Source organism: Streptomyces parvus, from assembly GCF_032121415.1.
GTDB lineage: Bacteria > Actinomycetota > Actinomycetes > Streptomycetales > Streptomycetaceae > Streptomyces > Streptomyces globisporus_A.
On sequence record NZ_CP135079.1, the window covers coordinates 2999458 to 3024967 of the forward strand.

Below are 25510 nucleotides of genomic sequence, written 5' to 3' on the forward strand. Positions count from 1 at the left end.
ATACTGTCCCGCATGACGGAGACGACGATCGGCATCGGCGGAGCGGCGGAGAGCACCGACATGGTGCTCAACATCGGTCCCCAGCACCCCTCGACGCACGGGGTCCTCCGGCTGCGGATCGTGCTGGACGGCGAACGCGTCCAGCACGCGGAGCCGGTCATCGGCTACATGCACCGGGGCGCGGAGAAGCTCTTCGAGGCCCGTGACTACCGGCAGATCGTCATGCTGGCCAACCGCCACGACTGGCTGTCCGCGTTCTCGAACGAGCTGGGCGTCGTGATGGCCGTCGAGCGGATGCTCGGCATGGAGGTCCCCGAGCGCGCCGTGTGGACGCGGACGCTGCTCGCCGAGCTGAACCGGGTCCTCAACCACCTGATGTTCCTCGGCTCCTACCCCCTCGAACTCGGCGGCATCACCCCCGTCTTCCACGCCTTCCGGGAGCGCGAGGAGCTCCAGGCGGTGATGGAGGAGGTCTCCGGCGGGCGGATGCACTACATGTTCAACCGGGTCGGCGGTCTGAAGGAGGACATTCCGGCGGGCTGGACCGGCCGGGTCCGGGACGCCGTCGCCTCCGTCCGCTCCCGTATGGACGTGTACGAGAACCTCGTCCTCGGCAACGAGATCTTCCGGGGCCGTACGCGCGACGTGGGCGTGCTGTCCGCCGCGGCGGTGCACGCCTACGGGGTCTCGGGGCCGATCGCCCGCGCCTCGGGCGTCGGCTTCGACCTGCGGCGCGACGAGCCCTATCTGGCGTACGGGGAGCTCCAGGACACCCTGAAGGTGGTCACCCGGACCGAGGGCGACTGCCTGGCCCGCTTCGAGTGCCTGCTGGAGCAGACCCTCAACTCTCTGGACCTGGCGGACGCCTGCCTGGACCGGATGGCCCACCTGGAGCCCGGGCCGATCAACCAGCGGCTGCCCAAGGTGCTCAAGGCCCCCGAGGGCCACACCTACGCCTGGACGGAGAACCCGCTCGGCGTCAACGGCTACTACCTGGTGTCCAAGGGCGAGAAGACGCCCTACCGGCTGAAGCTGCGCTCCGCCTCGTTCAACAACATCCAGGCGCTGACCGAGCTGCTGCCGGGCACCCTGGTCGCCGACATGGTGGCGATCCTGGGCTCGCTGTTCTTCGTCGTCGGCGACATCGACAAGTAGCGGGCGGCCCCTGCCTCAGGAGACCGCGCCGCGCAGTCGCGCCACGTCGATCTGCTCGGTCTCGTCGTGCGCGGTGAGGTCGATGACCTTGCCGACGGCCCGGTTGTCCACGGCCCCGGTGCGGTGGGCGGCGAGCGCCTCCTCGCCGACGACGTCCGCGAGGTCCTCGTTCTGCACGGACTCGATCGCGGCGTTCGCCTTCTGGGCGTTCTGGGTGCCGAAGAAGTCGAAGTTCCCCTGGGGGACCAGCTGACGGCGGGCGGCGTAGGGGACGACGGCCGAGGCGGCCGCGATCGCGCGCGGCGTCCGCACCGGCGCTATGGAGGCCGGGGCGGTGTTCTGCGTGTTCGCGGTGTTCTGCGTGTTCGCGGTGTTCTGCGTGTTCGCGGTGTTCTGCGTGTTCGCGGTGTTCTGCGTGTCCGTGGCCGGGGCGGGCGGGGAGGTCGAGGGGCGGCCGTGCTGGTGGTCCCGGTGCTCGCCCGCCCCGGTGGCCGCCGCGTGCTTCCCCTTGGGGCTCTCCGCCTCCGCGTCCCGGTGCCGGTCGGCGACGGCGAGCTGGCGCTGCCGGACCGCCTCCACCGTGCGGCGGGTCTCCTGGAGCGCCGCGTTGCGCGTGAGGTTCATCAGGGCCTCGTCCGCGCGACGGTACGCCTCGGGGGTCGGCGTCGAGCGCGCGGGCAGCAGCTCCTTGGGGGCCGCGGCCTCGATGGCGAGCTGCCTGCGGCCCTCCAGCGCACTGGCCCGCTCGGTCTCGGCGTTGGCGTAACGGCGGAGCAGTCCGGCGTGCTCCCCGCGCAGCCCCGCGAGCTCCACCCGCTTGCGGCGGAGCTTGGTCTCCAGACGGGTGCGCAGCTCGCGCGACTCCTCCAGATCCTGCTCCAGCTCGGCTATCCGCTCCTCGGCCCGCCATTCGTCACTGGCCCGGGCCCGGGTCAGCTCGGCGACCCGCAGCCCGGCGGCCCGGTCCCAGCTGCGCATCAGATACGCGCCGGTGACGGCGGCGGCCGCCACAGCGGCCACCAGGCCGCGCAGGGCCAGGGGTTCGGCCAGCAGCCAGGCGCCCGCGGCGCCGACGACCGACACGCCCGCCACCACGGAGGGAGGCAGGATTCTGTGGAGAGGCGGCGAATGGCGGTGGCGTCCACGTGGCATGGCCTGAAATTTACCGTGTGTGCGGGCCACTTGGGGAGCCGCCCGGGAATCTGTTCCCCGCCGGTTACCTCGCGGCTCCCCGAAGGCGCCCCGCCCCGCCCTTTTCGCCGAGATCGCGTGCCTACTTCTTGATCAGGTTCTTCGACTCCAGATAGTCCTTGGCGACATCGGCAGGCTTGGCGCGCTCGGCGTCGACCTTGCGGTTCAGCTCGGCGAGATCTTCCGTGGTGAGGGTGCCGGTGAGCTTGCCGAGGGTGTCGGCGATCTCCGGGTCGCCCGCGTCCTTGGTGTTCAGGACCGGAAGGACGTTGTCCGCGTTCTGGAGCTTCTTGTCGTCCTCCAGGAACACCAGCCCGTCCAGCACCGCGTCCGTGGTGGTCGTCAGGACCAGCTGGACCTTGCCGTCACGGACGGCCTGCTTGGACTGCGGGGTGCCGACGCCCTTGGGGTCGATCCCGGTGACGTCGATGCCGTACGTCTTCTTCAGACCGGGTGCGCAGAACGGCCGCACCTCGCACTCGTCGCCCGCCGCGATCTTCACCTTCAGCTTCGACTTCCCGAGATCGGAAAGGGTCTTGAGGCTGTTCTTCTCGGCGAATTCCTCCGAGACCGCGAAGGCGTTCTGGTCCACGGCCTTTCCGGGCGGGAGGACCGTGAGACCCAGCGGGGCGGCCAGCTTCTTCAGCGCGGCGACCGTGGCGTCCGCGTCTCCGGAGGCCACCGGCTTCTCCTGAGCCTCTTTTGCCCCGTTGACCTTGGCGTTGAGGAACTCGGCGATCGTGGCGGCGTACTCCGGTACGACGTCGATCTCGCCCTTCTCCAGCGAGGGCTCGTACAGCTCACGGTTCTTCACCGTGGTGACCGAGGTGCTGTATCCGGCGTCGCCGAGGATCTGCGCGTACAGCTCGGCGAGCACCTTGGACTCGGTGAAGGAGGCCGACCCGACGACCAGGGTCCCCTTCTTGCCGTCGCCGCCGGCCGAGGAGCCGGAGCCGCTCTCCTCCTGCTCCAGGCTGTCGCCACCGCAGGCCGCGAGCGACCCGGCCAGCGCCACCATGCCGATGACCGCTCCGGCTATCCGCGAGGTCCTGCTCATGTGTTGTTCTCCGTCCGAACAGAAGAAAGGTGATCAGAAACGAGATGCTGTGCGTTCACGCGGGCCTGCGGCGGCGCAGCGGGGACAGCAGGCGGTCGAGGCCCACCAGTACGCCCTCCACCACCAGTGCGAGACCGGCGACCAGGACCGCGCCCGCGAAGACCTGGGCGGTGTCGTAGGTGTTGAACCCGGCGGTGATGATCCGGCCGAGACCGCCGAGGCCGACCATCGCGGCGATCGACGCGGTGGCCACGACCTGGACGGCGGCGGACCGCAGCCCGGTCATGATCATCGGGTAGGCGAGCGGCAGCTCGACCCGGACGAAGAGCTGCCCGCCCGACATCCCCATGCCGCGCGCGGCCTCCACCACGGCCCGGTCCACCTCCCGCATGCCGACATAGGCGTTGGTCAGCAGCGGCGGCACCGCGAACAGGACCAGCGCGATGATCGTGGGCCAGTACCCCGAGTTGCGCAGGGACGTGACCATGAACAGGGCCAGCACCGCGAAGACCGGCACGGCCCGCCCCACGTTGGAGAGGTTCACCGCGAGCGCGCCGCCCTTGCCGATGTGCCCCAGATACAGCGCGATCGGCAGGGCTATCGCGCAGGCCACCGCGAGGGCGACCCCGCTCACGTACAGATGCTCGCCGAGCCGGTGCGCGGCCCCGCCGTCGCCCGACCAGTTGGCCCCGGTGGTGAGCCAGGTCCAGGCCTCGCCGATGACTCCCACGGGTCAGCCCGCCTTCACTGTCGCCGGGGCGTGCGGTCCCGCGTCCGTCTTCGCCGGGGCGGACGGGGCGGCCGCCCCGGATATCCGCGTCCAGGGCGTCAGCAGCCGCTGGAGGCCGAGCAGCAGCAGGTCCGCCACCACCGCGAGCAGCACGCACAGGACCGAGGCGGCGAGCACCTGGGCCTTGAAGAAGCTGGGCAGCGCGTCCTCGATGAGATTTCCGAGGCCCCCTTTGCCGACGAGCGAGCCGACCGTGGTCAGCGCGACCGTCGACACGGTGGCTATCCGCAGCCCCGCCATCACCGCGGGCAGCGCCAGCGGGAGCTCCACCTCCCACAGCAGCCGGGCCGGCCCGTACCCCATGCCGCGAGCGGCGTCCTTGGCCTCCTGCGGAACCGCTGCCAGCCCGGCCAGGATGTTGCGCACGAGGATGGTCAGCGAATAGAGCACGAGCCCCGTCACCACGAGCGCGGCCGACAGCCCGAACAGGGGCAGCAGCAGCGAGAACATCGCCAGCGATGGCACGGTGTAGAGCACGGTCGTCAGCCCGAGCACCGGTCCTGCGAAGCGCGGTCCCCGGCGGGCGAGCAACGCCAGCGGAAAGGCCACCGCGAGCCCGATCAGCACCGAGACCACGGTGATCCCGATGTGCTGCACGGTCGCGTCGGCCAACTCCTGGCTGCGGGAGCGCAGATACTCCCCGCAGATCCAGTCGTTCGTCACCAGGCAGCTCTGCTCGGCCATCCGCCCCCACCTCCTGCTTTCCCTCGTCTGCCCGGATCACCCCGGATCGAACTGATGACTGGCGAGCCTATCCTCGACCACTGACAATCGCGGCGGGCTGTCGCATTCCGGCAACATGCCCTTCACGAATCGCCCTCCACAATGGGGAACCATGATCCGTTTCGAGCACGTCACCAAGCGGTACGCCGATGGCACCACCGCCGTCGACGACCTTTCCTTCGAGGTCGCCGAGGGTGAACTGGTCACGCTCGTCGGACCTTCCGGATGCGGCAAGACGACCACCATGAAGATGGTGAACCGGCTGATCGAACCGACCGAGGGCGTGATATCCCTCGGCGGGGACGACATATCCACCATCGACCCCGTCCAACTGCGCCGCCGCATCGGCTATGTGATCCAGCAGGTGGGCCTTTTCCCGCACAAGACGGTGCTGGAGAACACCGCGACCGTTCCCCATCTGCTGGGCTGGAAGCGCGGAAAGGGACGCGAACGCGCCGCCGAACTCCTCGACCTCGTCGGACTCGACCCTTCCCTTTACGGTGACCGCTATCCGGAACAGCTTTCCGGCGGTCAGCGCCAACGCGTCGGCGTGGCCCGCGCACTGGCCGCCGATCCGCCCGTCCTCCTGATGGACGAGCCTTTCGGGGCGGTCGACCCGGTCGTCCGCGAACGCCTCCAGAACGAATTCCTGAAACTCCAGGCCCAGGTCCGCAAGACTGTGCTGTTCGTCACGCACGACATCGAGGAGGCCGTGCGCCTGGGCGACCGCATCGCCGTCTACGGGCAGGGCCGCATCGAGCAGTTCGACTCCCCGGCCACCGTGCTCGGCGCCCCCGCGACCCCGTACGTGGCCGACTTCGTCGGCGCGGACCGCGGGCTGAAGCGGCTCTCGGTGACGCCCATCGAGGAGAGCGACCTCGACCAGCCGCCGGTCGTCCACCTCGACGACCCGCTGGCCACGGCCACCGAACGGCTCCGGGCCGAGGGCGCGCGCTGGGCGGTCGTCCTGGACGGCCGGGACAACCTCCACGGCTGGATCCCCGCCGACGCGACCACCACCGCGAAGGGCACCGTCCGCGAACACGCCCGCCGGATGGAGGCCTGGCTTCCGCTCGGCGCGCCCCTCAAGCAGGCGTTCGCCACCATGCTCCAGCACGACGCGGGCTGGATCGCGGTCATCGACAAGGAGAGCGAGGGCCGCTTCCTCGGTGTGCTGACCCCCGCCCGGCTGCACGAGGCCCTGCGCCGCTCGATCGACGCCGACGCCCAGGACGTACCGCGCGCGGAGGTCGCGGTGGAGACGGTGGCGACCGCTTAGACGAGACGGGCCGACCCGGTTCAGTGCTCGCCGAGCCGGGCGCTCAGCCACTGGAGGGCCGGCGGGATCTCCCGCCGCCAGGTCGTGAAGTTGTGCCCGCCGCTGTCGAGCACGATGGAGGACACTCTCGCGGGCGCCTTCACCCTCTCGATGAACTTCATCGTGCTCCCGATGTTGTCCTCGCCCTGCCGGGACGTCGTCACCAGGAACGAACCGCCGGACGGCGGCCGGTTCTCCAGGGTCCAGAGCAGGTCGGCGCGGTCGCGCAGGTCCTGCCTCCCGTGGAAGAGGTCGCCCGTCGTCGGGTCCTCGGCCGCCTTGTAGTACGCGGAGAGGCCGGCGCTCGCCGCGTACCGGTCCGGGTGGTGCAGCCCGATCTTCAACGCGCAGTAACCGCCGGTGGAGTTGCCGATGATGCCCCAGTCACGGGCCTCCTTCCCGGCCCGGTAGGACCCCGTGACCGCCTCCGGGAGGTCCTTCGCGAAGAACGTCTCGGTCTGCGGGCCCCCGGGGATGTCCACGCACTCGGTGTCCCGGGGCGGCGCGACCGTCGGCCGCAGCATCACCAGGATCATCGGCCGGGCCTTCCCCGCCGTCACCAGGTCATGCGCGGTCTGCGGGTAGCGCAGCCCCTTCAGCAGGTTCTCCGCCGTGCCCGGGTAGCCGGTGAGGACCACGGCCGCCGGGAACGTCCGCCCGGCGTGCGCGCTTTGGAAGTACTCCGGCGGCAGATAGACGTACGCCGGGGACTCGATGCCCGACGTACGGCCCGAGATCACCACCTCGTCGATCCGCCCGCCGACCGAGGGCACCCGCCCGCCCGGCACGTCCGGGTGCTGGGTGCCGACGCGCGTCATGTGCCGGGAGCCGGCCGCGCCCGCCTCCCCGTCCGCGTGGTCGGTGACGACGCCCAGCTCCTGCTTCCGCCCGAAGAGGTCGGCCCAGGAACCGTAGAAGAGGAAGGCGTTGTTGGCCGCGAGACCCAGCGCGGCGAACAGCGTCAGCTGGGTCGCCAGCAGCAGCCCGATCCGGCCCGACACCGCCGCCGCTCCGGGCCGGGCCAGCTGCGGCCAGAGCCGGACCGTGGCGGCGAACAGCGCGACGGCCAGCGCGGCCACGACCGCCAGAACTGCGGTGCTGGTGAGACCCATGAGCGTGCCTTCTCCGTGATTCCTTGATTCCTTGGCAGGGGGCCGGGCGGCGGGATGCGGGAAATTTCCGGAATGTGGGTGAACCCGCGCCCACCGGCCCACGTCCTAGAGGGCGCACATCGTCCGCAGGGCCCGGCCCGCGGACGGACCCAAGAGAATCTCTCGCGAAGCCACGGGAAACGATGTCTGTCACGCTAGATGGGGATAAGTCGGTATCGGTTCCGCGCCGTACGCACGCGATGCGCGGCGTACGGCGGTTGCTGCGCGGGCCGCGTCCGGAATCCGTACCGGCCCTCGTCGGTACCGCCTGCACCGTCGTCGGGCTGATCGACGTCGCCGCCGGGGTCTTCCCCCGCTTCCGGCACAGCCGGATGCACACCCTCGCCGAGGTGCTCCCCGGGGCGCTCGGCCCGTTCGCCGCCGCCCTCTCGCTCAGTGCGGGCATGCTGCTCCTCCTGCTCGCCCACGGGCTGAAGCGGCACAAGCGGCGGGCGTGGCGGGCGGCGGTGGTCCTGCTCCCCGTGGGGGCCGTGGCCCAGTTCGCCTACCGCCACTCGATCGTCGGGGTGCTCGTCCCGCTGACGCTCTGCTGGCTGCTGGTACGCCACCGCGACCAGTTCCGGGCGCTGCCCGACCCGCGCAGCCGCTGGCGCGCGCTCGCCAACTTCGTCCTGCTCGGCGCCGGTTCGCTCGGGCTCGGGCTGATCATCGTCAGCGTCCACCCCGGCCGGGTCGTCGGCGACCCCTCCATCGCCGACCGCCTCCAGCACGTGCTGTACGGCCTGTTCGGCATCGAGGGCCCCGTGGACTACGCGGGCAGGACCAGCTGGACCGTGGCCTACTCGCTGGGCGCGCTCGGCCTGCTGACCGCCGTCACCACCATCTACCTCGCCTTCCGCCCCGAACACCCGGCGGCCCTCCTCACCGAGGACGACGAGAGCCGGCTGCGGGAGCTGCTGGATCGGCACGGCGGCCGGGACTCGCTCGGCCACTTCGCGCTCCGCCGCGACAAGGGCGTCGTCTTCTCCCCCAGCGGCAAAGCGGCCGTCTGCTACCGGGTCGTCTCCGGGGTGATGCTGGCCGGCGGCGACCCCATCGGCGACGTGGAGGCCTGGCCGGGCGCGATCGAACGCTTCATGGACGAGGCGCAGGCGCACTCCTGGACCCCCGCCGTGATGGGCTGCAGCGAGACCGGCGGCCAGGTCTGGACCCGCGAGACCGGGCTCACCGCCCTGGAGCTGGGCGACGAGGCGGTGGTCGACGTGGCGGATTTCTCCCTCGCCGGACGGGCCATGCGGAACGTGCGGCAGATGGTCAAGCGCATCGAACGGGGCGGTTACGAGACCCGGGTCCGGCGGGCCCGTGACATCGGCGACGCCGAGCTGGACCGGATCCGCCGCGCCGCCGCCGACTGGCGCGGCACCGACACCGAACGTGGCTTCTCCATGGCGCTGGGCCGGATCGGCGACCCGGCCGACGGCGACTGCGTGATCGCCACCGCCCACCTGCCCGGATCCGGTACGGAGGACTCCCCGCACGGGGACCTGAAGGCCGTCCTCCACTTCGTACCGTGGGGGCGCGACGGGATGTCCCTGGAGCTGATGCGCCGCGACCGATCGGCCGACCCCGGCATGAACGAGCTCCTGATCGTCGCCTCCCTCCAGGCCGCCGGGAACCTCGGTGTCGAGCGGGTCTCGCTGAACTTCGCGATGTTCCGCTCGGCGCTGGCCCGCGGCGAGCGGCTCGGCGCGGGACCGGTGCTGCGCTGCTGGCGCGGGCTGCTGATCTTCCTCTCGCGCTGGTTCCAGATCGAGTCGCTGTACAAGTTCAACGCCAAGTTCAAGCCCCGCTGGGAGCCCCGCTTCGTGGTGTTCCGCACCAGCCGGGACCTGCCCCGCATCGGGATCGCGGCGATGCGGGCGGAGGGCTTCGTGAACCTCTCGCTGCCCCGCCCGTTCCGGCCCCGCACGCCCCGCCCGTGCGGTCACACCGTGCGTACGCGCCCGGAGCGCGAGGTGAGCGCGGCGTGAGGCGTCGTACGGCGGCCACGGCAGGTCCTAGTCTGGTCGTATGAGTACGACACGCACGCGGGGCACGGTCCGAGGGCTGCCGGAGTGGGACCGCTGCGCGGTCATGGGGGTCGTCAACGTGACGCCCGACTCCTTCTCCGACGGGGGCCGCTGGTTCGACACCACGGCCGCGGTCAAGCACGGCCTGCACCTGGTGTCCGAGGGCGCGGACCTGATCGACGTGGGCGGCGAGTCGACCCGCCCCGGCGCCAGCCGGGTGGACGAGGCCGAGGAGTTGCGCCGGGTGATCCCGGTCGTGCGGGGCCTGGCCTCCGAGGGCGTCACCGTCTCCGTGGACACCATGCGCGCCCGCGTCGCCGAGCAGGCCGTCGCCGCCGGGGCCGCCCTGGTCAACGACGTCAGCGGCGGCCTCGCCGACCCGGACATGATCCCGGCCGTCGCCGCCGCCGAGGTCCCGTTCGTCGTGATGCACTGGCGCGGCTTCAGCGAGTCGATGAACAGCCGCGCGGTGTACGAGGACGTCGTCGCCGAGGTCCTCGACGAGCTGCGGCAGCGGATGGACGCGGTGATCGCGGGCGGGGTCGCCCCGGACCGCGTCGTGATCGACCCCGGCCTCGGCTTCGCGAAGGACGCCGCCCACGACCTGGCGCTCGTCGCGCACCTGGCCGAGCTGCACGCCCTGGGCCGCCCCCTGCTGGTGGCCGCCTCCCGCAAACGCTTCCTCGGCCACGTCCTGGCCGGTCCGGGCTCGGCCCCGCCGCCCGCACGCGAACGCGACGCGGCCACCGCCGCCGTCTCCGCCCTGTCCGCGCAGGCCGGCGCCTGGGCGGTCCGGGTCCACGAGGTGCGCGCCACCGCCGACGCGGTCCGCGTCGCCCGCGCGGTCGAGGGAGCCGCGTGAACGAGGAGCACGCACGGGCCGCCGCCGACATCGCGGAGGTCGAGGCGGCCAACACCGCCTTCTACGAAGCGCTGGAACGCGGCGACCACGAAGCACTCTCCGGCAGCTGGCTGCCCGGCGAGGACCTCACCGTCTCCTGCGTCCACCCCGGCTGGCCGGTGCTCACGGGGCGGGGCGAGGTGCTGCGCAGCTACGCCCTGATCATGGCGAACACCGAGTACATCCAGTTCTTCCTGACCGACGTCAACATCGCGATGACCGGCGACACCGCGCTGGTCACCTGCACCGAGAACATCCTCAGCGGCGGCCCGGCCGAGGAGGGCAACGCGCTGGGCCCGCTGGTGGGCCAGCTGGTCGTCGCGACGAACGTGTTCCGGCGCACCCCCGACGGCTGGAAGCTCTGGTCCCACCACGGGTCGCCGGTCCTCACGGAGTCCGACGAGGACGACGACGAGGAAGCTCCCTCCTGAGGAGGAAACACCCTCCCGAGTGGGTACGGGACCGATAGGGATTCGAACCGATCTCCAAGGGGTAGGGGCGGCTACCAGCCCGGTGAGGCGCCGTCCATGGCACCCACGGGCGAGCACTGTCGGTGCTCGCAGGTAGATTCGAAAGAAGGCTCCTCGCCGCCCGCACGCGGCCGGGTGCCTCTCGACCAACGACAGCAGGAGTGATTCGCGTGGATCGTGTCGCGCTGCGCGGCCTCAAGGCCCGCGGGCACCACGGCGTCTTCCCCCGGGAGCGGGAAGAGGGCCAGACCTTCATCGTCGACCTGGTGCTCGGCCTCGACACCCGCCCCGCGGCAGCCACCGACGACCTGGCCCGCACCGTGCACTACGGCGTGGTGGCCGAGGAGGTCGTCGACGTGGTGACGGGCGAACCGGTCGATCTGATCGAGACGCTCGCCGAGCGCATCGCCCAGCAGTGCCTGAAGCACGAAGGCGTCCAGGAGGTCGAGGTCGTGGTGCACAAGCCGGACGCGCCGATCACCGTCCCCTTCGACGACGTGACCATCACCATCACCCGGAGCCGAGCATGACCGCATTTTCGACCGAGGGGCAGAGCGACCCGACCGTACAGCCGGTTCCGACCGCCGTCGTCCGGCAGGTGGACGCCGCCGACGTCACGCTCTCCAACCCCAAGATGGCCGTGATCTCCCTCGGTTCCAACCTGGGCAACCGCCTGGAGACCCTCCAGGGGGCCGTCGACGCCCTGGAGGACACCCCGGGCCTCCGGGTCAAGGCCGTCTCCCCGGTGTACGAGACGGAGCCCTGGGGCGTCGAGGCGGACACCCAGCCGTCGTACTTCAACGCGGTCATCCTCGTGAAGACGACGCTGCCCCCCGCCTCCCTGCTGGAGCGCGGCCAGGCCGTCGAGGAGGCCTTCGACCGGGTCCGCGAGGAGCGCTGGGGCCCGCGCACCATCGACGTCGACATCGTGTCGTACGCCGACGTCCTCTCCGACGACCCGGTGCTCACGCTCCCCCACCCGCGCGCCCACGAGCGGGCCTTCGTCCTCGCCCCCTGGCACGACGTGGACCCCGAGGCCCAGCTGCCCGGCGCCGGCCCTGTGGCCCAGCTCCTCGCGCAGGTCGGCCGCGACAGCGTGCTGCCCCGCGCCGACCTGGAACTGCGCCTGCCGGAGTAATCGTTAGGCTCGACGGACGGTGGTCCGGCGCACGGCCGGACCGGGCACAGGCGGCGCGAAGGGCGGCTCACTCGGTGAAGCAACTACGGCTCGGGGTACTGGCGGGCCTCTTCGCCGCCGCCGGTGTCCTCTCCTGGGGCGGAGCCCGCCTCTGGGACTCCTTCGGCACCCTGCCGAGCGTCCCGCTGGCCGCGTCGATCGTGCTCGCCGTGATCGCGGTGATCCTCCTCGCGACCGCCCTCTCCACCCGCACCCGCCTCCGCGCCCAACGCGAGCGCCGCCCCGGCGCCAAGGGTGTCGAGCCCCTGTTCGCGGCCCGCGCGGTCGTCTTCGGCCAGGCGAGCGCGCTGGTGGCCGCCCTGGTCGCCGGCATGTACGGCGGCACCGGCGTCTTCCTCCTGGGCTACCTCGACATCCCGCCCCGCCGCGACCAGGCCATCTACGCGGGCGCGGCGGTGATCGCCGGCATCGGCGTCATCGCGGCCGCCCTCTTCCTGGAGCGCGTCTGCCGCCTCCCGGAGGACGGCAACGACCACGACGGCACGGGCACGGCGGCGGCGTGAGGCACGACACGGGCCCGGCTGCCGCTGGTCAGCGGCAGCCGGGCCCGTGTCGCGTATTCCAGGGCGTCAGCGCGCCATGATGAGACTCATCGCCTCGGCGCGGGTCGCGGGGTCGCGGAGCTGGCCGCGCACCGCGGAGGTCAGGGTCTTCGCGCCCGGCTTGCGGATCCCGCGCATCGACATGCACATGTGCTCGCACTCGACGACGACGATGACGCCGCGCGGCTCCAGTATCGACATGAGGGACTCGGCGATCTGGGTCGTCAGCCGCTCCTGGACCTGCGGGCGGCGGGCGTATACGTCGACCAGCCGGGCCAGCTTGGACAGGCCGGTGATCTTGCCGGTGGAGGCGGGGATGTAGCCGACGTGCGCGACGCCCCTGAACGGCACCAGATGATGTTCACAGGTCGAGAACACCTCGATGTCCTTGACCAGCACCATCTCGTCGTGACCCAGGTCGAATGTGGTCGTCAGGACGTCCTCGGGCTGCTGGTAGAGGCCCGCGAATATCTCCTTGTAGGCCCGCGCCACCCGCCCCGGCGTCTCGCGCAGGCCCTCGCGGTCCGGGTCCTCTCCGACGGCGAGCAGCAGCTCGCGTACGGCTGCCTCGGCCCGCTTCTCGTCGAATTCACCGATCGAACCCTGGCCGTCCAGCGTCACCGGGTCGGTCATCTGTGCCTCGTTCCTCTGTGCTGCTCCGTGCGCGGGGTCGCGATCGGACATCGCGGGCATACGGAAAAGCCGCGCCCCCACAGGCTAGAACCTGGGGGGCGCGGCGTGCATTCCGGAGCCGGTGCGGCGGCCCGTGACGGGCGTCTCACCTGGCGTGGAGCGCGGACTAGCTGTTGTTGTCCGGACGGTCCTCGGGGATCGCCTCGGTGGACGGGGCGATGTCCTTGGTCAGGCCCGTCGGGGCGATCTCCGGCGGGGTGGCCGAGCCGTTGGCGCTGCCGTTGGTGAGGGCCAGCTCCTTGGGCGAGAGCACCGGGGGCCGCGTCGACGGGGTGCGCCGGGCGGATCCGGTCCAGGCCGGGCGGGCGGGGCGCTTGACGATGGGGGCGAAGATCTCGGCGATCTCGTCCTTGCCGAGCGTCTCCTTCTCCAGCAGTTCGAGCACCAGGGCGTCGAGGATGTCGCGGTTCTCGACGAGGATCTCCCACGCGTCGTTGTGGGCGGTCTCGATGAGCTTCTTGACCTCCTCGTCGACCAGGGCCGCGACTTCTTCCGAGTAGTCGCGCTGGTGGCCCATCTCGCGGCCCAGGAAGGGCTCCGAGTTGTCGCCGCCGAACTTGATCGCGCCGAGGCGCTCCGTCATGCCGTACTGCGTGACCATCGCGCGGGCCGTCGCCGTGGCCTTCTCGATGTCGTTCGCCGCACCGGTCGTCGGGTCGTGGAAGACCAGCTCCTCGGCCGCGCGCCCGCCCAGCATGTATGCCAGCTGGTCGAGCATCTCGTTGCGGGTCGTGGAGTACTTGTCCTCCTCCGGGAGCACCATCGTGTAACCGAGGGCGCGGCCGCGGGAGAGGATCGTGATCTTGTGGACCGGGTCCGACTGGGGGGAGGCCGCCGCGACCAGGGCGTGTCCGCCCTCGTGGTACGCGGTGATCTTCTTCTCCTTCTCGGACATGATCCGGGTCCGCTTCTGCGGGCCCGCCACGACGCGGTCGATCGCCTCGTCGAGGCTCTCGTTGTCGATGAGCTTCTTGTTGCTGCGCGCCGTCAGGAGCGCCGCTTCGTTCAGCACGTTCGACAGGTCGGCGCCGGTGAAGCCGGGCGTGCGCCGGGCGACGGCGCCGAGGTCGACGCCCTCCGCCACGGGCTTGCCCTTCTGGTGCACCTTGAGGATCTCCAGGCGGCCCTGCATGTCGGGGCGGTCGACCGCGATCTGCCGGTCGAAGCGGCCCGGGCGCAGGAGCGCCGGGTCGAGGATGTCCGGGCGGTTCGTGGCGGCGATCAGGATGACGCCGCCCTTCACGTCGAACCCGTCCATCTCGACGAGCAGCTGGTTGAGCGTCTGCTCGCGCTCGTCGTGACCGCCGCCCATGCCGGCGCCGCGGTGGCGGCCGACGGCGTCGATCTCGTCGACGAAGACGATCGCCGGGGCGTTCGCCTTGGCCTGTTCGAAGAGGTCACGCACCCGGGAGGCACCGACACCGACGAACATCTCGACGAAGTCGGAACCGGAGATCGAGTAGAACGGGACGCCCGCCTCGCCGGCGACGGCCCGGGCGAGCAGCGTCTTGCCCGTACCGGGCGGGCCGTAGAGCAGGACGCCCTTGGGGATCTTGGCGCCGACGGCCTGGAACTTCGCCGGCTCCTGGAGGAACTCCTTGATCTCGTGGAGCTCCTCGACGGCCTCGTCGGACCCCGCCACATCGGCGAAGGTCGTCTTGGGGGTGTCCTTGGTGATCAGCTTGGCCTTGGACTTGCCGAACTGCATGACCTTGGAACCGCCGCCCTGCATCTGATTCATCAGAAACAGGAAGACGACCACGATGAGGACGAAGGGCAGCAGCGAGAGGAGGATCGAGACGAACGGGGACTGCTTCGACGGCGAGACGGTGTAACCCTTCTCGATGTCACCCGCCTCGAACTTCGTCTGCAGCGTGTCGGCGAGCTCGACGCCCTGGTTGCCGATGTAGCTCGCCTGGAACTTGCTGCCGGACTCGCCTTCGAGCTTCTGGCCGTCCTTCAGTTCGATCTTGAGGATTTGTTCGTCACCGGTGGTCAGCTTTGCCTGCTCCACCTGGTCCTTGCTGATCGCCTGGATCACCTTGCCGGTGTCCACCGTCTTGTAGCCGCCCGACGAGCCGACGACCTGCATCAACACGACCACGGCGAGGACGGCCAGCACGATCCAGATGACCGGCCCACGGAAGTATCGCTTCACGTCCATCCATACGGAGCGAAGACGCCCCGTCCCTCCTGCCCGTAGGTAAATGCTGCTGTTTGAAAAGAGTGTTCTTCGGACGGTACCTCAGCATGGGCACCCGCGACCGCTGGGTGCAGCGGAGAAACCTGCTTTCGAAGCTCCAACGGCCCGGAGGCGGTGAGGGTTCCCCGGCGGCCTGCCCGGGGGTCAGCCGCCGTAGACGTGCGGGGCCAGGGTGCCGACGAAGGGCAGGTTGCGGTACTTCTCCGCGTAGTCCAGCCCGTAGCCGACGACGAACTCGTTGGGGATGTCGAAACCGATCCACTTCACGTCGATCGCGACCTTTGCGGCATCCGGCTTGCGCAGCAGGGTGCACACCTCCAGCGAGGCTGGTTCCCGGGAGCCCAGGTTGGACAGCAGCCAGGACAGCGTCAGCCCGGAGTCGATGATGTCCTCGACGATCAGGACGTGCTTGCCCTTGATGTCGGTGTCGAGGTCCTTGAGGATCCGCACGACGCCGGAGGACTGGGTGCCCGCCCCGTACGAGGAGACGGCCATCCAGTCCATCGTGACGGGGGTGGACAGCGCGCGCGCCAGGTCCGCCATGACCATCACCGCGCCCTTGAGGACGCCGACGATCAGCAGGTCCTTGCCCGCGTACTCCGCGTCGATCTTCGCGGCCAGCTCGACGAGCTTCGCGTCGATCTCTTCCTTGGTGAGGAGCACCGACTGAAGGTCGGTACCCATGTCCTTCTCGTTCACCCACGTCTCTTTCTGTGCTGCCGACGGCCCGACCGCCGGTCCGGGTGTGCCCGGGCGGGCGGCGGTTCGTCTGCACTTCAGCCGCTCGCGCGTCAGCTCTGCCGAATGACCAGTCTGCCACCCTGCCGCAGCGCCTCGACGCGGCCGGGCAGGTTGATGGCCCGCTGGCCGCGCCAGCCGGTGATCAGGCGGTCGACTTCTTCGAGGTGCCGGGCGAAGAGGGAGCCGGCGGGCGACCCGGCCTCGATCAGGGCGCGGCGCAGCACCCGGCGGCGTACGGCGGGGGGCAGGGCGTAGAGCCCCGCGCACTCCAGGCGGCCGGTCTCGTCGCGGACGGACACCTCGGCCTCGGCGGCCCAGGTGTCCAGGGCGTCGGCGTCGTCGCGGGAGAGCTGGGCGGTGCGGGCGAGGGCTTCGACGACACCTTTGCCGAGCGCCTTCTCCAGGGCGGGCAGCCCTTCGTGGCGGAGCCGCGAGCGGGTGTAGGCGGGGTCGATGTTGTGCGGGTCGTCCCAGACGGGGATCGACTGGACCAGGCAGGCCTTGCGGGCGGTCTGCCGGTCGAGCTGGAGGAAGGGGCGCCGGTAGCGGCCGGCCGGTCCGGAGGCGGCGGCCATGCCGGAGAGCGAGCGGATGCCGGAGCCGCGGGCGAGGCCGAGGAGGACGGTCTCGGCCTGGTCGTCGCGGGTGTGGCCGAGGAGGACGGCGGCGGCGCCGTGGCGTTCGGCGGCGGCGTCCAGCGCGGCGTAGCGGGCGTCGCGGGCGGCGGCCTCGGGGCCGCCCTCGCGTCCGACGTGCACGGCGACGGCCTCGACGGGGTCGAGGTCCATGGCGGTGAGCCGGGTGACGACCTCGGCGGCGCGGAGGGCGGAGCCCGGCTGGAGGTTGTGGTCGACGGTGATGCCGCCGGCCCGGACGTCGAGCTTGCGGGCCTCGAAGGCGAGCGCGGAGGCGAGTGCCATGGAGTCGGCGCCGCCGGAGCAGGCGACGAGGACGAGCGGGGTGTCGGGCCGTTCGGGGAGGGCGGTGCGGGAGCTGCCCGCGGCGCCGGCCTCGGCGTAGGGGGAGCCGGCGGCGTGCGCGGGGCGCCTGGCCGCTTCGGCGGGCCGGTCGTGGCCGGCGTTCCGCTGGAATTCGGTGATGACGTCGTGGAGTACGCGGCGGACCGCCAGGCGTATCGCCGCGACCGCAGGATGGGGACCCATGTCCGGTGCCCTTCGTGGAGTTCGGGAGGTGCGTCGAGCGCCGGAACGCGTGAGTCCCGTCACTCAGAGTGCGTCGATGGTGACAGAGGCAAGCTGTTCATCGAGCATTGCACGCCTTCCCGGGCCTCCATGGTCCCTCGGATGGGTGATTGGGGGGCGAATATCGGTACCTCGGGGCGGTCCGGGGCGCCGGAGGGTCAGGATTCGGCCTTACGGTGCACGCGCGCGACCCAATCGGCGGGCTTGGCGATCTCGGCCTTGGTCGGGAGGGTGTTGGGCGAGGTCCAGACGCGGTTGAAGCCGTCCATGCCGACCTCGTCGACGACCGACCGTACGAACTTCTCGCCGTCCTTGTACTGGCGGAGCTTGGCGTCGAGGCCGAGGAGCTTGCGCAGGGCCTGGTCGAGGCGGCCGGCGCCCTGGGCGCGGCGCTGCTGGAACTTCTCCCGGATCTCGGAGACGGAGCCGACGACGTCGGGGCCGACGCCGTCCATGACGTAGTCGGCGTGTCCTTCGAGGAGGGACATGACGGCGGTGAGGCGGCCGAGGACCTCGCGCTGGGCGGGGGTCTGGACGATGTCGACGAGGCTGCGGGTGTCGCTCTCGCCCTGTTCGCCCTCGGGGCGGCCGCCGGAGAGGGACTGGGCGGCCTCGCGGAGGCGTTCCAGGAAGGTCGTCGGGTCGACGTCGGTCTCGTCGAGGAACGTCTGGATCTCGCCCCGGAGGTGGTCGCGGAGCCAGGGCACGCCGGTGAACTGGGTGCGGTGGGTCTCCTCGTGGAGGGCGACCCAGAGCCGGAAGTCGTGCGGGTCGACGTCCAGCTCGCGTTCGACGTGGACGATGTTGGGGGCGACGAGAAGGAGCCGGCCGCCGCCGTCGGCGGAGGCGGGCAGCTCTCTGGTGGCGGGGGCGAACGTCTCGTACTGGCCGAGCACCCGGGAGGCGAGGAACGAGAGCAGCATGCCCAGTTCGACGCCGGTGACCTTGCCGCCGACCGCGCCGAGGACGGCGCCGCCGGGTCCGCCGGAGCGGCGGCTCTCCATCTTGGCGAGCAGGGGCTGGAGGAGTTCGCGGAAGCCGGCGACGTTGGCCCTGATCCAGCCGGGGCGGTCGACGACGAGGACGGGGGTGTCCTCGGGTTCGGCGCCTTCGGGGATCATCCGGGTGAAGAGCCGGACGTGCTCCTCGGAGGCTTTGGCGTGCCGCCGGAGCTCCGCGACGACGGCGCGCGCTTCCTCGCGGCTGATGTCGGGTCCGGGCCGCACGAGTCGGGTCGCGGTCGCCACCGCGAGATTCCAGTCGACCATCTGGGCACCACCGATGCTCGTCATGCGTCAACCGTACGTGAGCCTGTCGTCCCTTGGTGGGGTCTTGCAGGGCTCTTCGGGTACGGCCCTGTGCTCAGCCGCCTGTTCCGGCGAGTGCGGTGGCCAGGGCGTCGAGGGCGGGTTCGGCCTCGGTCGCGTGGCGGCTGCCGGAGGCGAGGAAGGCGAAGGCGAGCAGGCGGCCCTGGCGGTCGACGACGGTGCCGGCGAGGGAGTTGACGCCCAGGAGGGTGCCGGTCTTGGCGCGGATCAGGCCGGTGCCTTCGGCGTCCGGCGCGTACCGGCCGCCGAGGGTGCCGCTGAAGCCGGCGATCGGGAGGCCGGTGAAGACCGGGCGGAGTCCGGGGCGGTCGGGGTCGGCGACGCGGGCGAGGAGCGCGGTGAGGAGGGCGGGGGTGACCCGGTCCTTGCGGTCCAGGCCGCTGCCGTCGGCGAAGCGGGCGCCGGCCACCGGGACCTTGAGCTTCCTCAACTCGTTGGTGACGGCGCGGCGGGCCCCGGCGAACGAGGCGCTCTCGCCCTTGGCGATGGCGGTCTGCCGGGCGAGGGCCTCGGCGATGTCGTTGTCGCTGTTGGTGAGGGTGCGCTCGACGAGGGCGGCGAGCGGGGCGGAGCGGTGGGTGGCGACGGTGCGGGCCTCGTCGGCGGCTCGGGCCTCGCGGGGGGCGCCGGTGACCTTGACGCCCGCCTTCTTCAGCGTTGCGGCGAAGGTGCGGGCGGCGTCGCCCGCGGGGTCTTCGGTGCGCTTGGCGGGTCCGCGGTCCGTGTCGTTGACGCGGCCCTCGTTGACCATCAGGGCGGTGACGGGCGCGATGTTCTCGTTGGGGCTGATCGGGTGGAGCACGGGGCCGGTGTAGCGGGAGATGTCGTACGTGAGCCGTACGGAGTCCTGGTCCTCCTCGCGCAGAGCCTCGGCGGCGTCGGCGGCCATCTCGCGCAGGGCCGCCCTGCTGAGCGTGGGGTCGCCGCCGCCGACGAGGGTGAGGGTGCGGGAGTCGGGGGACAGCGCGGCGGTGGTCGTGATGCGGTGGTCGGGGCCGAGGACGGAGAGGGCCGCGGTGGCGGTGGCGATCTTGATGGTGGAGGCCGGGGTCATCGGGGCGGTGGCGCCCTGCCCGTACAGCTGCTCGCCGGTGGCGGTGTCGATGACGGACGCGGCGACCTTGTCGCCGAGGCCGGGCGCGCCGATGAGCGGGGCGAGGGTGTCGCGGAGCGCGGCGGGGTCCTGGGGAGCGTCGTGGGTGGTGGTGCCGAGGGCGGGCAGGACGGCCGGGGCGCTGGGGGCCGGGCGGGGGCCCTCGGGCGTCGGGCGTCCGTGATGTGCGCCACCTGTGCGGTCACCGGCGGCTGCCAGTGCCCGCTCGGCCTTACGCTGACCGTTGTCCCAGGGGCCGGCGGCGAGGACGGCGCCGGTTGCGACGACCAGGCCGAGCGTTGCGGAGCCTGCGATCACCTGCCAGGTGTACGCCCCGTTGCGCTTCTTCGTCAGGATCTTCGGCCCGCCCCACCGGTCCGAGGGGCGCATCGAGGGTTCTTCCACCTGCTCGGCCACCGCTGACCAGCCCCTTTCGCGAGCACACTTCTGCGTGGGGGACACTTAATCACCAGTCGTATGTGTTGATCATGGAGGAGCCACCCGTGGAGTTCGACGTCACCATCGAGATCCCGAAGGGTTCGCGGAACAAGTACGAGGTGGACCACGAGACCGGTCGGATCCGCCTGGACCGTCGACTCTTCACCTCGACCAGCTACCCGGCCGACTACGGCTTCGTCGAGAACACCCTCGGCGAGGACGGCGACCCGCTGGACGCGCTGGTCATCCTGGACGAGCCGACCTTCCCCGGTTGCCTCATCAAGTGCCGTGCCATCGGCATGTTCCGGATGACCGACGAGGCGGGCGGCGACGACAAGCTGCTCTGCGTCCCGGCGTCCGACCCGCGCGTGGAGCACCTGCGCGACATCCACCACGTGTCGGAGTTCGACCGCCTGGAGATCCAGCACTTCTTCGAGGTCTACAAGGACCTGGAGCCGGGCAAGTCCGTCGAGGGCGCCGACTGGGTCGGCCGCGCCGAGGCGGAGGCCGAGATCGAGGCCTCCTACAAGCGTCTTGAGGCGCAGGGCGGCGCGCACTGACGTCCCTCTTCCGGTTCCGTTTGTGAGCCGGGCGGCCGTCTTCGAACGGGCGGCACACCTTCATGGGTGTGCCGCCCGTTTCGCTGTCCGCACTTCCACGCGTGCGGGGCCCATGGCGGTGGCCATACTGGGCACACGTGCGGCGGGGCACCCCCAATGACGTGCAGTCGAGCAGGAACGAGGTCGAGTGGTGGCGGAATCGGGCGGTCCTGAGGACCAGAAGCCCCAGTCCGACGAGGCGCGGAGCGCTTTCGCTCCGCCCGCCGGGACGATGCATCCGGTGTCGCCGCCCGAGGAGGACCACCCGACGTCGGAGTTCGCGATCCCGACCGGGGTGCAGCCGGAACCGCACGGTCCGGCCGGCTCGGGCGGGGGCTCCGGGGGCGGTTCGAACTCCGACACGCTGAGTTCCGCTTTCACCCCGCCGAGCACGTACACGGCCCAGCAGTCACCGCCCGCCTTCACCCCGGCGCAGGGCATTCCGATGGTCAAGCTGACCAAGGAGGCGCCCTGGCAGGACCGGATGCGCACGATGCTGCGGATGCCGGTGACCGAGCGTCCCGCGGCCGAGTCGATCCAGCGCACCGACGACGACACGGGTCCGGCCGTGCCGCGCGTGCTCGACCTGACGCTGCGTATCGGGGAGCTGCTGCTGGCGGGCGGCGAGGGCGCCGAGGACGTCGAGGCGGCGATGTTCGCGGTGACCCGGTCCTACGGCCTGGACCGCAGCGAGCCGACGGTCACGTTCACCCTGCTGTCCATCTCGCACCAGCCGTCGCTGGTCGACGACCCCGTGACGGCGAGCCGCACCGTACGCCGCCGGGGCACCGACTACACCCGCCTGGCCGCGGTGTTCCGGCTGGTCGACGACATCACGAGCGCGGACACCGAGGTGTCGCTGGAGGAGGCCTACCGGCGGCTCGCGGAGATCCGCCGTAACCGTCACCCGTACCCGGGCTGGGTGCTGACGGCGGCCGCCGGGCTGCTGGCCGGTTCGGCCTCCGTACTGGTCGGCGGTGGGTTCCTGGTGTTCCTGGTGGCGGCGGCGGGCGCGATGCTCGGCGACCGGCTGGCGTGGCTGTGCGCCGGGCGCGGGCTGCCGGAGTTCTACCAGTTCACGGTGGCCGCGATGCCGCCCGCCGCGATGGGGGTGGCCCTGACCCTGACCCATTCGACGGACGTCCGCCCCTCCGCGGTGATCACCGGTGGGCTGTTCGCGCTGCTGCCGGGGCGGGCGCTGGTGGCGGGCGTCCAGGACGGGCTGACCGGTTACTACATCACCGCCTCGGCCCGGCTGCTCGAAGTCATGTACTTCTTCATCGGGATCGTCGCGGGCGTCCTGATCGTCCTCTACCTGGGGCTCCAGCTGGGGGCGCAGCTCAACCCCGAGGCCCGGTTCACGCCGTACAACGAGCCGGTGGTCCAGATCCTGGCGTCGATGGCGCTGAGCCTCGCCTTCGCCGTGCTGCTCCAGCAGGAGCGGTCGACCGTGCTGGCGGTCACCCTGAACGGCGGGGTGGCCTGGATCATCTTCGGGGCGATGGCCCGGACCGGGGACATCTCGCCGGTCGCGGCGACGGCGGTGGCGGCCGGTCTGGTGGGCCTGTTCGGCCAGCTGTTCTCGCGCTACCGGTTCCACTCCTCGCTGCCGTACATCACGGCGGCGATCGGGCCGCTGCTGCCCGGTTCGGCGACGTACTTCGGTCTGCTGGGCGTGGCGCAGAACGAGCTGGACACCGGGCTGGCCTCGCTGTCGACGGCGGTCGCGACGGCGCTGGCCATCGCGATCGGGGTGAACCTGGGGAGCGAGATCTCGCGGCTGTTCATGGGGGCGCCGGGCGCGATCGGCGGGGCGAGCCGCCGGGCGGCGAAGCGGACCAGGGGGTTCTGAGCCCGCGCCCGGGCCGCGCCCCGTACGGACGACAGCGCCCCACCCCGGAGCTTCCGGGGTGGGGCGTTCTCCTGCCCGCGTACGGAGTGGGGTCAGCGCTTGGCGTGCCGGCCGCGCTGGCCGGAGGAGGGGCCGCTACCGCCCGGGGGGCGGCCGGAGCCGTCGCCCGCCTCGGCCACGGCGGCCTTCTTGCCCTGGCTGCGGGCCCGCAGCACCTCGATCACGATCGGCACGACGGAGATGAGCACGATCAGGATGAGGATCATCTCGATGTGCTCGTGCACGAAGTCGATCTTGCCGAGGAGGGCTCCGAGCACGGTGACGCCGACGCCCCAGAGGACCGCGCCGACGATGTTGTACGTGATGAAGGAGCGGTAGTTCATCCGGCTGACGCCCGCGATGATCGGCGTGAACGTACGCACGATGGGCACGAAGCGCGCCAGGACCAGGGACTTCGGGCCGTGCTTCTCGAAGAACTCGTGGGCCTTCTCCACGTTCTCCTGCTTGAAGAGGCGGGAGTCGGGGCGCTTGAAGAGGGCGGGGCCGACCTTGCGGCCGAAGAGATAGCCCACCTGGTCGCCGACGATCGCGGCCACCGCGATCAGCGTGCAGACCAGCCAGAGCGGGTACTTCAGCTGTCCCGTGGTCACCAGCAGACCCGTGGTGAACAGCAGCGAGTCGCCGGGCAGGAAGAACCCGATCAGGAGGCCGGACTCGGCGAAGACGATGAGGAGCAGGCCGGGGAGCCCGAACGTGTTGAGCAGATAGTCCGGGTCCAGCCAGCTCGGTCCGAGCGCAAGCGTATTCAAGGGTCCGGGCTCCAGGATGAGGGGTGCGATGGCGGCTCTGTGGCCGCCCCAAGCTATCAACGCCCGATGCGTGCCCGTGGTTCCAGTGGCGTACAGCGGGAATGCGCATCCTACGAAGCGGCCCGAAGCTGATCACAGGAGGTGCCACCACATGGGCATTGAGGAATTCGGCGGCGGCCAGACGGCACAGGCGGACGTGCTGGTCGTCACCACGAACGACGTGCCCGGCTACCAGGTGACCCAGGTCATCGGCGAGGTCTTCGGGCTGACCGTACGGTCGCGGCACCTCGGCAGCCAGATCGGGGCCGGGCTGAAGTCGATGATCGGCGGCGAGCTGAAGGGGCTGACCAAGACGCTGGTCGAGACCCGTAACCAGGCGATGGAGCGGCTCGTGGAGCAGGCGCGGGTCCGGGGCGCCAACGCGGTCCTGATGATGCGCTTCGACGTGACCGAGGCGGCGGACGTGGGCACGGAGGTCTGCGCGTACGGGACGGCGGCGGTGATCAGCAAGGTGTGACGCGGTGCGGCCCGGCGCCCGGCAGGACGCGGCTTCGACCCGGTCAGCCTTGGGCGTTATGTACGTTTTGCCGCTCTAGGGTGGGCCGGTGGTCCCCGAAACCCCCGCCCCCTCGCCCACTCCCCCGCACCCCCCGGCCACCCCGGCCCGGCGACTGCTGCCGCTCGCTCTGCCCGCGATCTCCGTCGGCGTCGTCTGCGCACTGATCCTGCTCGGGGTGAGCCTGCTGGCAAAGCAGCTCCAGGACGTGCTCTGGGAGTCCCTGCCCGACGCGCTCGGGGTGGGGCGGTTCAGCTCACTGTGGATGGCCGCCATGCTCACCGCGACCGGCCTCGCGGTGGGGCTCGTCCTGCGGGGCGCACCCGGTCACGGCGGGCCCGATCCGGCCACCACCGGGCTGGTCGACACCCCGATGCGGCCCGGCATCGTGCCCGGGCTTCTCGTGGTGACCGTTCTGGCGCTGGCGGGCGGGGTGAGCCTCGGGCCGGAGAACCCGATCACCGCCGCCAACATCGCCCTGGCCTTCTGGCTCGGCCGGCGGTTCGCACCCGGCGCCCCGGGCGAGGTGTGGGTGGCGCTCGCGGCGGCCGGAACGGTCGGGGCCCTGTTCGGCACCCCGGTCGCCGCCGCACTGATCCTCTCCGAGGTGCTGGCCTCGCAGCCGGGCCCCGGGGCGTTCTGGGACCGGCTGTTCGCCCCGCTCGCGTCCGGAACGGCGGGCGCGCTGACCATGTCGCTGATCGCGGAGCCCAGCTTCGACCTGTCCCTCCCCGCGTACGCCGGACCGCACTGGGGCGATCTGCTCTCCGCTCTGCTGACCGCCTCGGCGGGCGCGCTCCTCGGGCTGCTCGCGGTGTACGCGTTCCCGGTGGCGCACCGGGTCTTCGCGGCGCTGAGGCATCCGGTGCCCGCCCTGACGGTGGGCGGTCTCGTACTGGGGCTGCTGGGTGCGCTGGGCGGCCATCTCACCCTGTTCAAAGGGCTCGACGAGGTGAAGACGCTCGCCGGGGACCCGGACGGGTGGTCGGCCGGGGAGTTCGCGGGGATGGCGATCGTGAAGATGGCCGCCCTCATGATCGCGGCCGCCTGCGGTTTCCGGGGCGGCCGGATCTTCCCGGCGGTCTTCGCGGGGGTGTCCCTCGGGCTGTGCGCCCACGCTCTGGTGGACGCGGTCCCGCCGTCGCTCGCGGTGTCCTGCGCGGTGCTGGGCGTGCTGCTCGCCGTCACCCGGCAGGGCTGGGTGAGCCTGTTCACCGCGGCCGTGCTGGTCAGTGACGCGTCCGTGCTGCCGCTGCTCTGTGCGGCGACCCTGCCCGCGTGGCTGCTGGTCACGGGGCGGGCCCAGATGCAGCTGGACGCGGAAGGGAAGTCGCTGCGGTGAACGGGACGGTCGGGCACGAGGCCGCCGCGGTGAGCGGGAGTCCACGAAGCCGCCGCGGTAGGCGCGGGGGCGCTCCCTCACGGGAAAGCCCCGCCCGGCGCGCCGGATGCGCTGAACCTCCGTATCGT

The 25510-nt window shown here is 71.4% G+C and carries 24 protein-coding genes; 12 read left to right on the top strand and 12 right to left on the bottom strand.

The features are described from left to right. The first annotated feature begins 12 nt into the window (after positions 1–12). Positions 13–1155: an NADH-quinone oxidoreductase subunit D gene (locus RNL97_RS14325; RefSeq protein ID WP_030581751.1), complete on the top strand. Its 1143-nt coding sequence runs from the start codon at positions 13–15 to the stop codon at positions 1153–1155. A 15-nt stretch (positions 1156–1170) separates the two neighbouring features. Here RNL97_RS14325 and RNL97_RS14330 read toward each other — a convergent pair whose 3' ends face one another. The 4 genes from RNL97_RS14330 to RNL97_RS14345 form a co-directional block, all read right to left on the bottom strand. After that, on the bottom strand, positions 1171–2307 hold the full coding sequence (locus RNL97_RS14330) for a hypothetical protein (RefSeq protein WP_243314279.1): 1137 nt from the start codon (positions 2305–2307) through the stop codon (positions 1171–1173). Positions 2308–2428: 121 nt separating this feature from the next. Further along, entirely contained in the window at positions 2429–3403 is a 975-nt protein-coding gene (locus RNL97_RS14335; protein WP_030581756.1) for an ABC transporter substrate-binding protein, read from the bottom strand. 55 nt (positions 3404–3458) lie between these two features. After that, the gene (locus tag RNL97_RS14340) at positions 3459–4133 is read right to left on the bottom strand and encodes an ABC transporter permease (RefSeq protein WP_030581758.1); all 675 of its coding nucleotides are present in this window, start codon (positions 4131–4133) and stop codon (positions 3459–3461) included. A gap of 3 nt (positions 4134–4136) precedes the next feature. Further along, positions 4137–4877: an ABC transporter permease gene (locus tag RNL97_RS14345; protein WP_030581759.1), complete on the bottom strand. Its 741-nt coding sequence runs from the start codon at positions 4875–4877 to the stop codon at positions 4137–4139. Positions 4878–5028: 151 nt separating this feature from the next. Between RNL97_RS14345 and RNL97_RS14350 the strand changes: the two genes are divergently transcribed. Then, complete coding sequence (locus RNL97_RS14350; RefSeq protein ID WP_030581761.1) at positions 5029–6195, top strand: ABC transporter ATP-binding protein; 1167 nt, start codon at positions 5029–5031, stop codon at positions 6193–6195. 20 nt (positions 6196–6215) lie between these two features. On the opposite strand, the gene RNL97_RS14355 is transcribed toward RNL97_RS14350, so the two are convergent. Next, on the bottom strand, positions 6216–7346 hold the full coding sequence (locus RNL97_RS14355) for an alpha/beta hydrolase (protein ID WP_313750765.1): 1131 nt from the start codon (positions 7344–7346) through the stop codon (positions 6216–6218). A 239-nt stretch (positions 7347–7585) separates the two neighbouring features. Between RNL97_RS14355 and RNL97_RS14360 the strand changes: the two genes are divergently transcribed. The 6 genes from RNL97_RS14360 (at position 7586) to RNL97_RS14385 (ending at position 12487) form a co-directional block, all read left to right on the top strand. Next, positions 7586–9376, top strand: coding sequence for a phosphatidylglycerol lysyltransferase domain-containing protein (locus RNL97_RS14360; RefSeq protein ID WP_398866651.1), 1791 nt, complete (start codon positions 7586–7588; stop codon positions 9374–9376). Positions 9377–9416: 40 nt separating this feature from the next. After that, the gene (folP, locus tag RNL97_RS14365) at positions 9417–10277 is read left to right on the top strand and encodes a dihydropteroate synthase (RefSeq protein ID WP_436850576.1); all 861 of its coding nucleotides are present in this window, start codon (positions 9417–9419) and stop codon (positions 10275–10277) included. Beyond that, positions 10274–10747, top strand: coding sequence for a nuclear transport factor 2 family protein (locus tag RNL97_RS14370; RefSeq protein ID WP_030581770.1), 474 nt, complete (start codon positions 10274–10276; stop codon positions 10745–10747). The genes folP and RNL97_RS14370 overlap by 4 nt, the downstream gene beginning before the upstream one ends. 209 nt (positions 10748–10956) lie before the next feature. After that, positions 10957–11316: a dihydroneopterin aldolase gene (gene folB, locus RNL97_RS14375; protein WP_003968268.1), complete on the top strand. Its 360-nt coding sequence runs from the start codon at positions 10957–10959 to the stop codon at positions 11314–11316. Next, positions 11313–11924 (top strand): 2-amino-4-hydroxy-6-hydroxymethyldihydropteridine diphosphokinase, encoded by a 612-nt coding sequence (gene folK, locus RNL97_RS14380; RefSeq protein WP_030581773.1) that lies wholly within the window; start codon positions 11313–11315, stop codon positions 11922–11924. Before folB ends, folK begins: the two co-directional genes overlap by 4 nt. Before the next feature lie 74 nt (positions 11925–11998). Next, positions 11999–12487 carry a DUF3180 domain-containing protein gene (locus tag RNL97_RS14385; protein ID WP_030581776.1) on the top strand — a complete coding sequence of 163 codons (489 nt, stop codon included), beginning with the start codon at positions 11999–12001 and terminating at the stop codon, positions 12485–12487. A gap of 66 nt (positions 12488–12553) precedes the next feature. Here RNL97_RS14385 and folE read toward each other — a convergent pair whose 3' ends face one another. The 6 genes from folE to dacB all read right to left on the bottom strand — a co-directional run bounded on the left by folE (position 12554) and on the right by dacB (position 20176). Continuing rightward, complete coding sequence (folE, locus tag RNL97_RS14390; protein ID WP_243314284.1) at positions 12554–13159, bottom strand: GTP cyclohydrolase I FolE; 606 nt, start codon at positions 13157–13159, stop codon at positions 12554–12556. Positions 13160–13325: 166 nt separating this feature from the next. Then, positions 13326–15383, bottom strand: coding sequence for an ATP-dependent zinc metalloprotease FtsH (ftsH, locus tag RNL97_RS14395; protein WP_030581785.1), 2058 nt, complete (start codon positions 15381–15383; stop codon positions 13326–13328). 183 nt (positions 15384–15566) lie between these two features. Beyond that, positions 15567–16106, bottom strand: a complete 540-nt coding sequence (gene hpt / locus RNL97_RS14400; RefSeq protein ID WP_003968263.1) for a hypoxanthine phosphoribosyltransferase — start codon at positions 16104–16106, stop codon at positions 15567–15569. Between the two features lie 107 nt (positions 16107–16213). Beyond that, positions 16214–17326, bottom strand: coding sequence for a tRNA lysidine(34) synthetase TilS (gene tilS, locus RNL97_RS14405; RefSeq protein ID WP_030581788.1), 1113 nt, complete (start codon positions 17324–17326; stop codon positions 16214–16216). 197 nt (positions 17327–17523) lie between these two features. Continuing rightward, complete coding sequence (locus RNL97_RS14410; RefSeq protein WP_030581790.1) at positions 17524–18657, bottom strand: zinc-dependent metalloprotease; 1134 nt, start codon at positions 18655–18657, stop codon at positions 17524–17526. 70 nt (positions 18658–18727) lie between these two features. After that, the gene (dacB, locus tag RNL97_RS14415) at positions 18728–20176 is read right to left on the bottom strand and encodes a D-alanyl-D-alanine carboxypeptidase/D-alanyl-D-alanine endopeptidase (RefSeq protein ID WP_313751627.1); all 1449 of its coding nucleotides are present in this window, start codon (positions 20174–20176) and stop codon (positions 18728–18730) included. Positions 20177–20289: 113 nt separating this feature from the next. On the opposite strand from dacB, the gene RNL97_RS14420 reads away from it, so the two are divergent. Together RNL97_RS14420 and RNL97_RS14425 are read left to right on the top strand one after the other, a co-directional pair. After that, complete coding sequence (locus tag RNL97_RS14420) at positions 20290–20784, top strand: inorganic diphosphatase (protein ID WP_003968257.1); 495 nt, start codon at positions 20290–20292, stop codon at positions 20782–20784. Positions 20785–20971: 187 nt separating this feature from the next. Beyond that, on the top strand, positions 20972–22675 hold the full coding sequence (locus RNL97_RS14425) for a threonine/serine exporter family protein (protein WP_030581796.1): 1704 nt from the start codon (positions 20972–20974) through the stop codon (positions 22673–22675). A gap of 92 nt (positions 22676–22767) precedes the next feature. On the opposite strand, the gene RNL97_RS14430 is transcribed toward RNL97_RS14425, so the two are convergent. Next, entirely contained in the window at positions 22768–23484 is a 717-nt protein-coding gene (locus tag RNL97_RS14430) for a DedA family protein (protein ID WP_030581799.1), read from the bottom strand. Between the two features lie 151 nt (positions 23485–23635). Between RNL97_RS14430 and RNL97_RS14435 the strand changes: the two genes are divergently transcribed. Further along, positions 23636–24001, top strand: a complete 366-nt coding sequence (locus RNL97_RS14435; RefSeq protein WP_030581802.1) for a YbjQ family protein — start codon at positions 23636–23638, stop codon at positions 23999–24001. Between the two features lie 88 nt (positions 24002–24089). Next, positions 24090–25382 carry an ion channel protein gene (locus RNL97_RS14440; protein WP_313750768.1) on the top strand — a complete coding sequence of 431 codons (1293 nt, stop codon included), beginning with the start codon at positions 24090–24092 and terminating at the stop codon, positions 25380–25382. Positions 25383–25510 lie beyond the last annotated feature (128 nt).

What these genes read in the sequence shown, in the direction of transcription:
- RNL97_RS14350 (WP_030581761.1), top strand. Translation starts at nt 5,029, where the DNA reads ATGATCCGTTTCGAGCACGTCACCAAGCGGTACGCCGATGGCACCACC.
- RNL97_RS14355 (WP_313750765.1), bottom strand. Translation starts at nt 7,346, where the DNA reads ATGGGTCTCACCAGCACCGCAGTTCTGGCGGTCGTGGCCGCGCTGGCC.
- RNL97_RS14410 (WP_030581790.1), bottom strand. Translation starts at nt 18,657, where the DNA reads ATGACGAGCATCGGTGGTGCCCAGATGGTCGACTGGAATCTCGCGGTG.
- folK (WP_030581773.1), top strand. Translation starts at nt 11,313, where the DNA reads ATGACCGCATTTTCGACCGAGGGGCAGAGCGACCCGACCGTACAGCCG.
- RNL97_RS14360 (WP_398866651.1), top strand. Translation starts at nt 7,586, where the DNA reads ATGCGCGGCGTACGGCGGTTGCTGCGCGGGCCGCGTCCGGAATCCGTA.
- RNL97_RS14330 (WP_243314279.1), bottom strand. Translation starts at nt 2,307, where the DNA reads ATGCCACGTGGACGCCACCGCCATTCGCCGCCTCTCCACAGAATCCTG.
- hpt (WP_003968263.1), bottom strand. Translation starts at nt 16,106, where the DNA reads ATGGGTACCGACCTTCAGTCGGTGCTCCTCACCAAGGAAGAGATCGAC.
- folP (WP_436850576.1), top strand. Translation starts at nt 9,417, where the DNA reads ATGAGTACGACACGCACGCGGGGCACGGTCCGAGGGCTGCCGGAGTGG.
- RNL97_RS14345 (WP_030581759.1), bottom strand. Translation starts at nt 4,877, where the DNA reads ATGGCCGAGCAGAGCTGCCTGGTGACGAACGACTGGATCTGCGGGGAG.
- ftsH (WP_030581785.1), bottom strand. Translation starts at nt 15,383, where the DNA reads ATGGACGTGAAGCGATACTTCCGTGGGCCGGTCATCTGGATCGTGCTG.
- RNL97_RS14325 (WP_030581751.1), top strand. Translation starts at nt 13, where the DNA reads ATGACGGAGACGACGATCGGCATCGGCGGAGCGGCGGAGAGCACCGAC.
- RNL97_RS14335 (WP_030581756.1), bottom strand. Translation starts at nt 3,403, where the DNA reads ATGAGCAGGACCTCGCGGATAGCCGGAGCGGTCATCGGCATGGTGGCG.
- tilS (WP_030581788.1), bottom strand. Translation starts at nt 17,326, where the DNA reads ATGGGTCCCCATCCTGCGGTCGCGGCGATACGCCTGGCGGTCCGCCGC.
- RNL97_RS14435 (WP_030581802.1), top strand. Translation starts at nt 23,636, where the DNA reads ATGGGCATTGAGGAATTCGGCGGCGGCCAGACGGCACAGGCGGACGTG.
- dacB (WP_313751627.1), bottom strand. Translation starts at nt 20,176, where the DNA reads ATGCGCCCCTCGGACCGGTGGGGCGGGCCGAAGATCCTGACGAAGAAG.
- folE (WP_243314284.1), bottom strand. Translation starts at nt 13,159, where the DNA reads ATGACCGACCCGGTGACGCTGGACGGCCAGGGTTCGATCGGTGAATTC.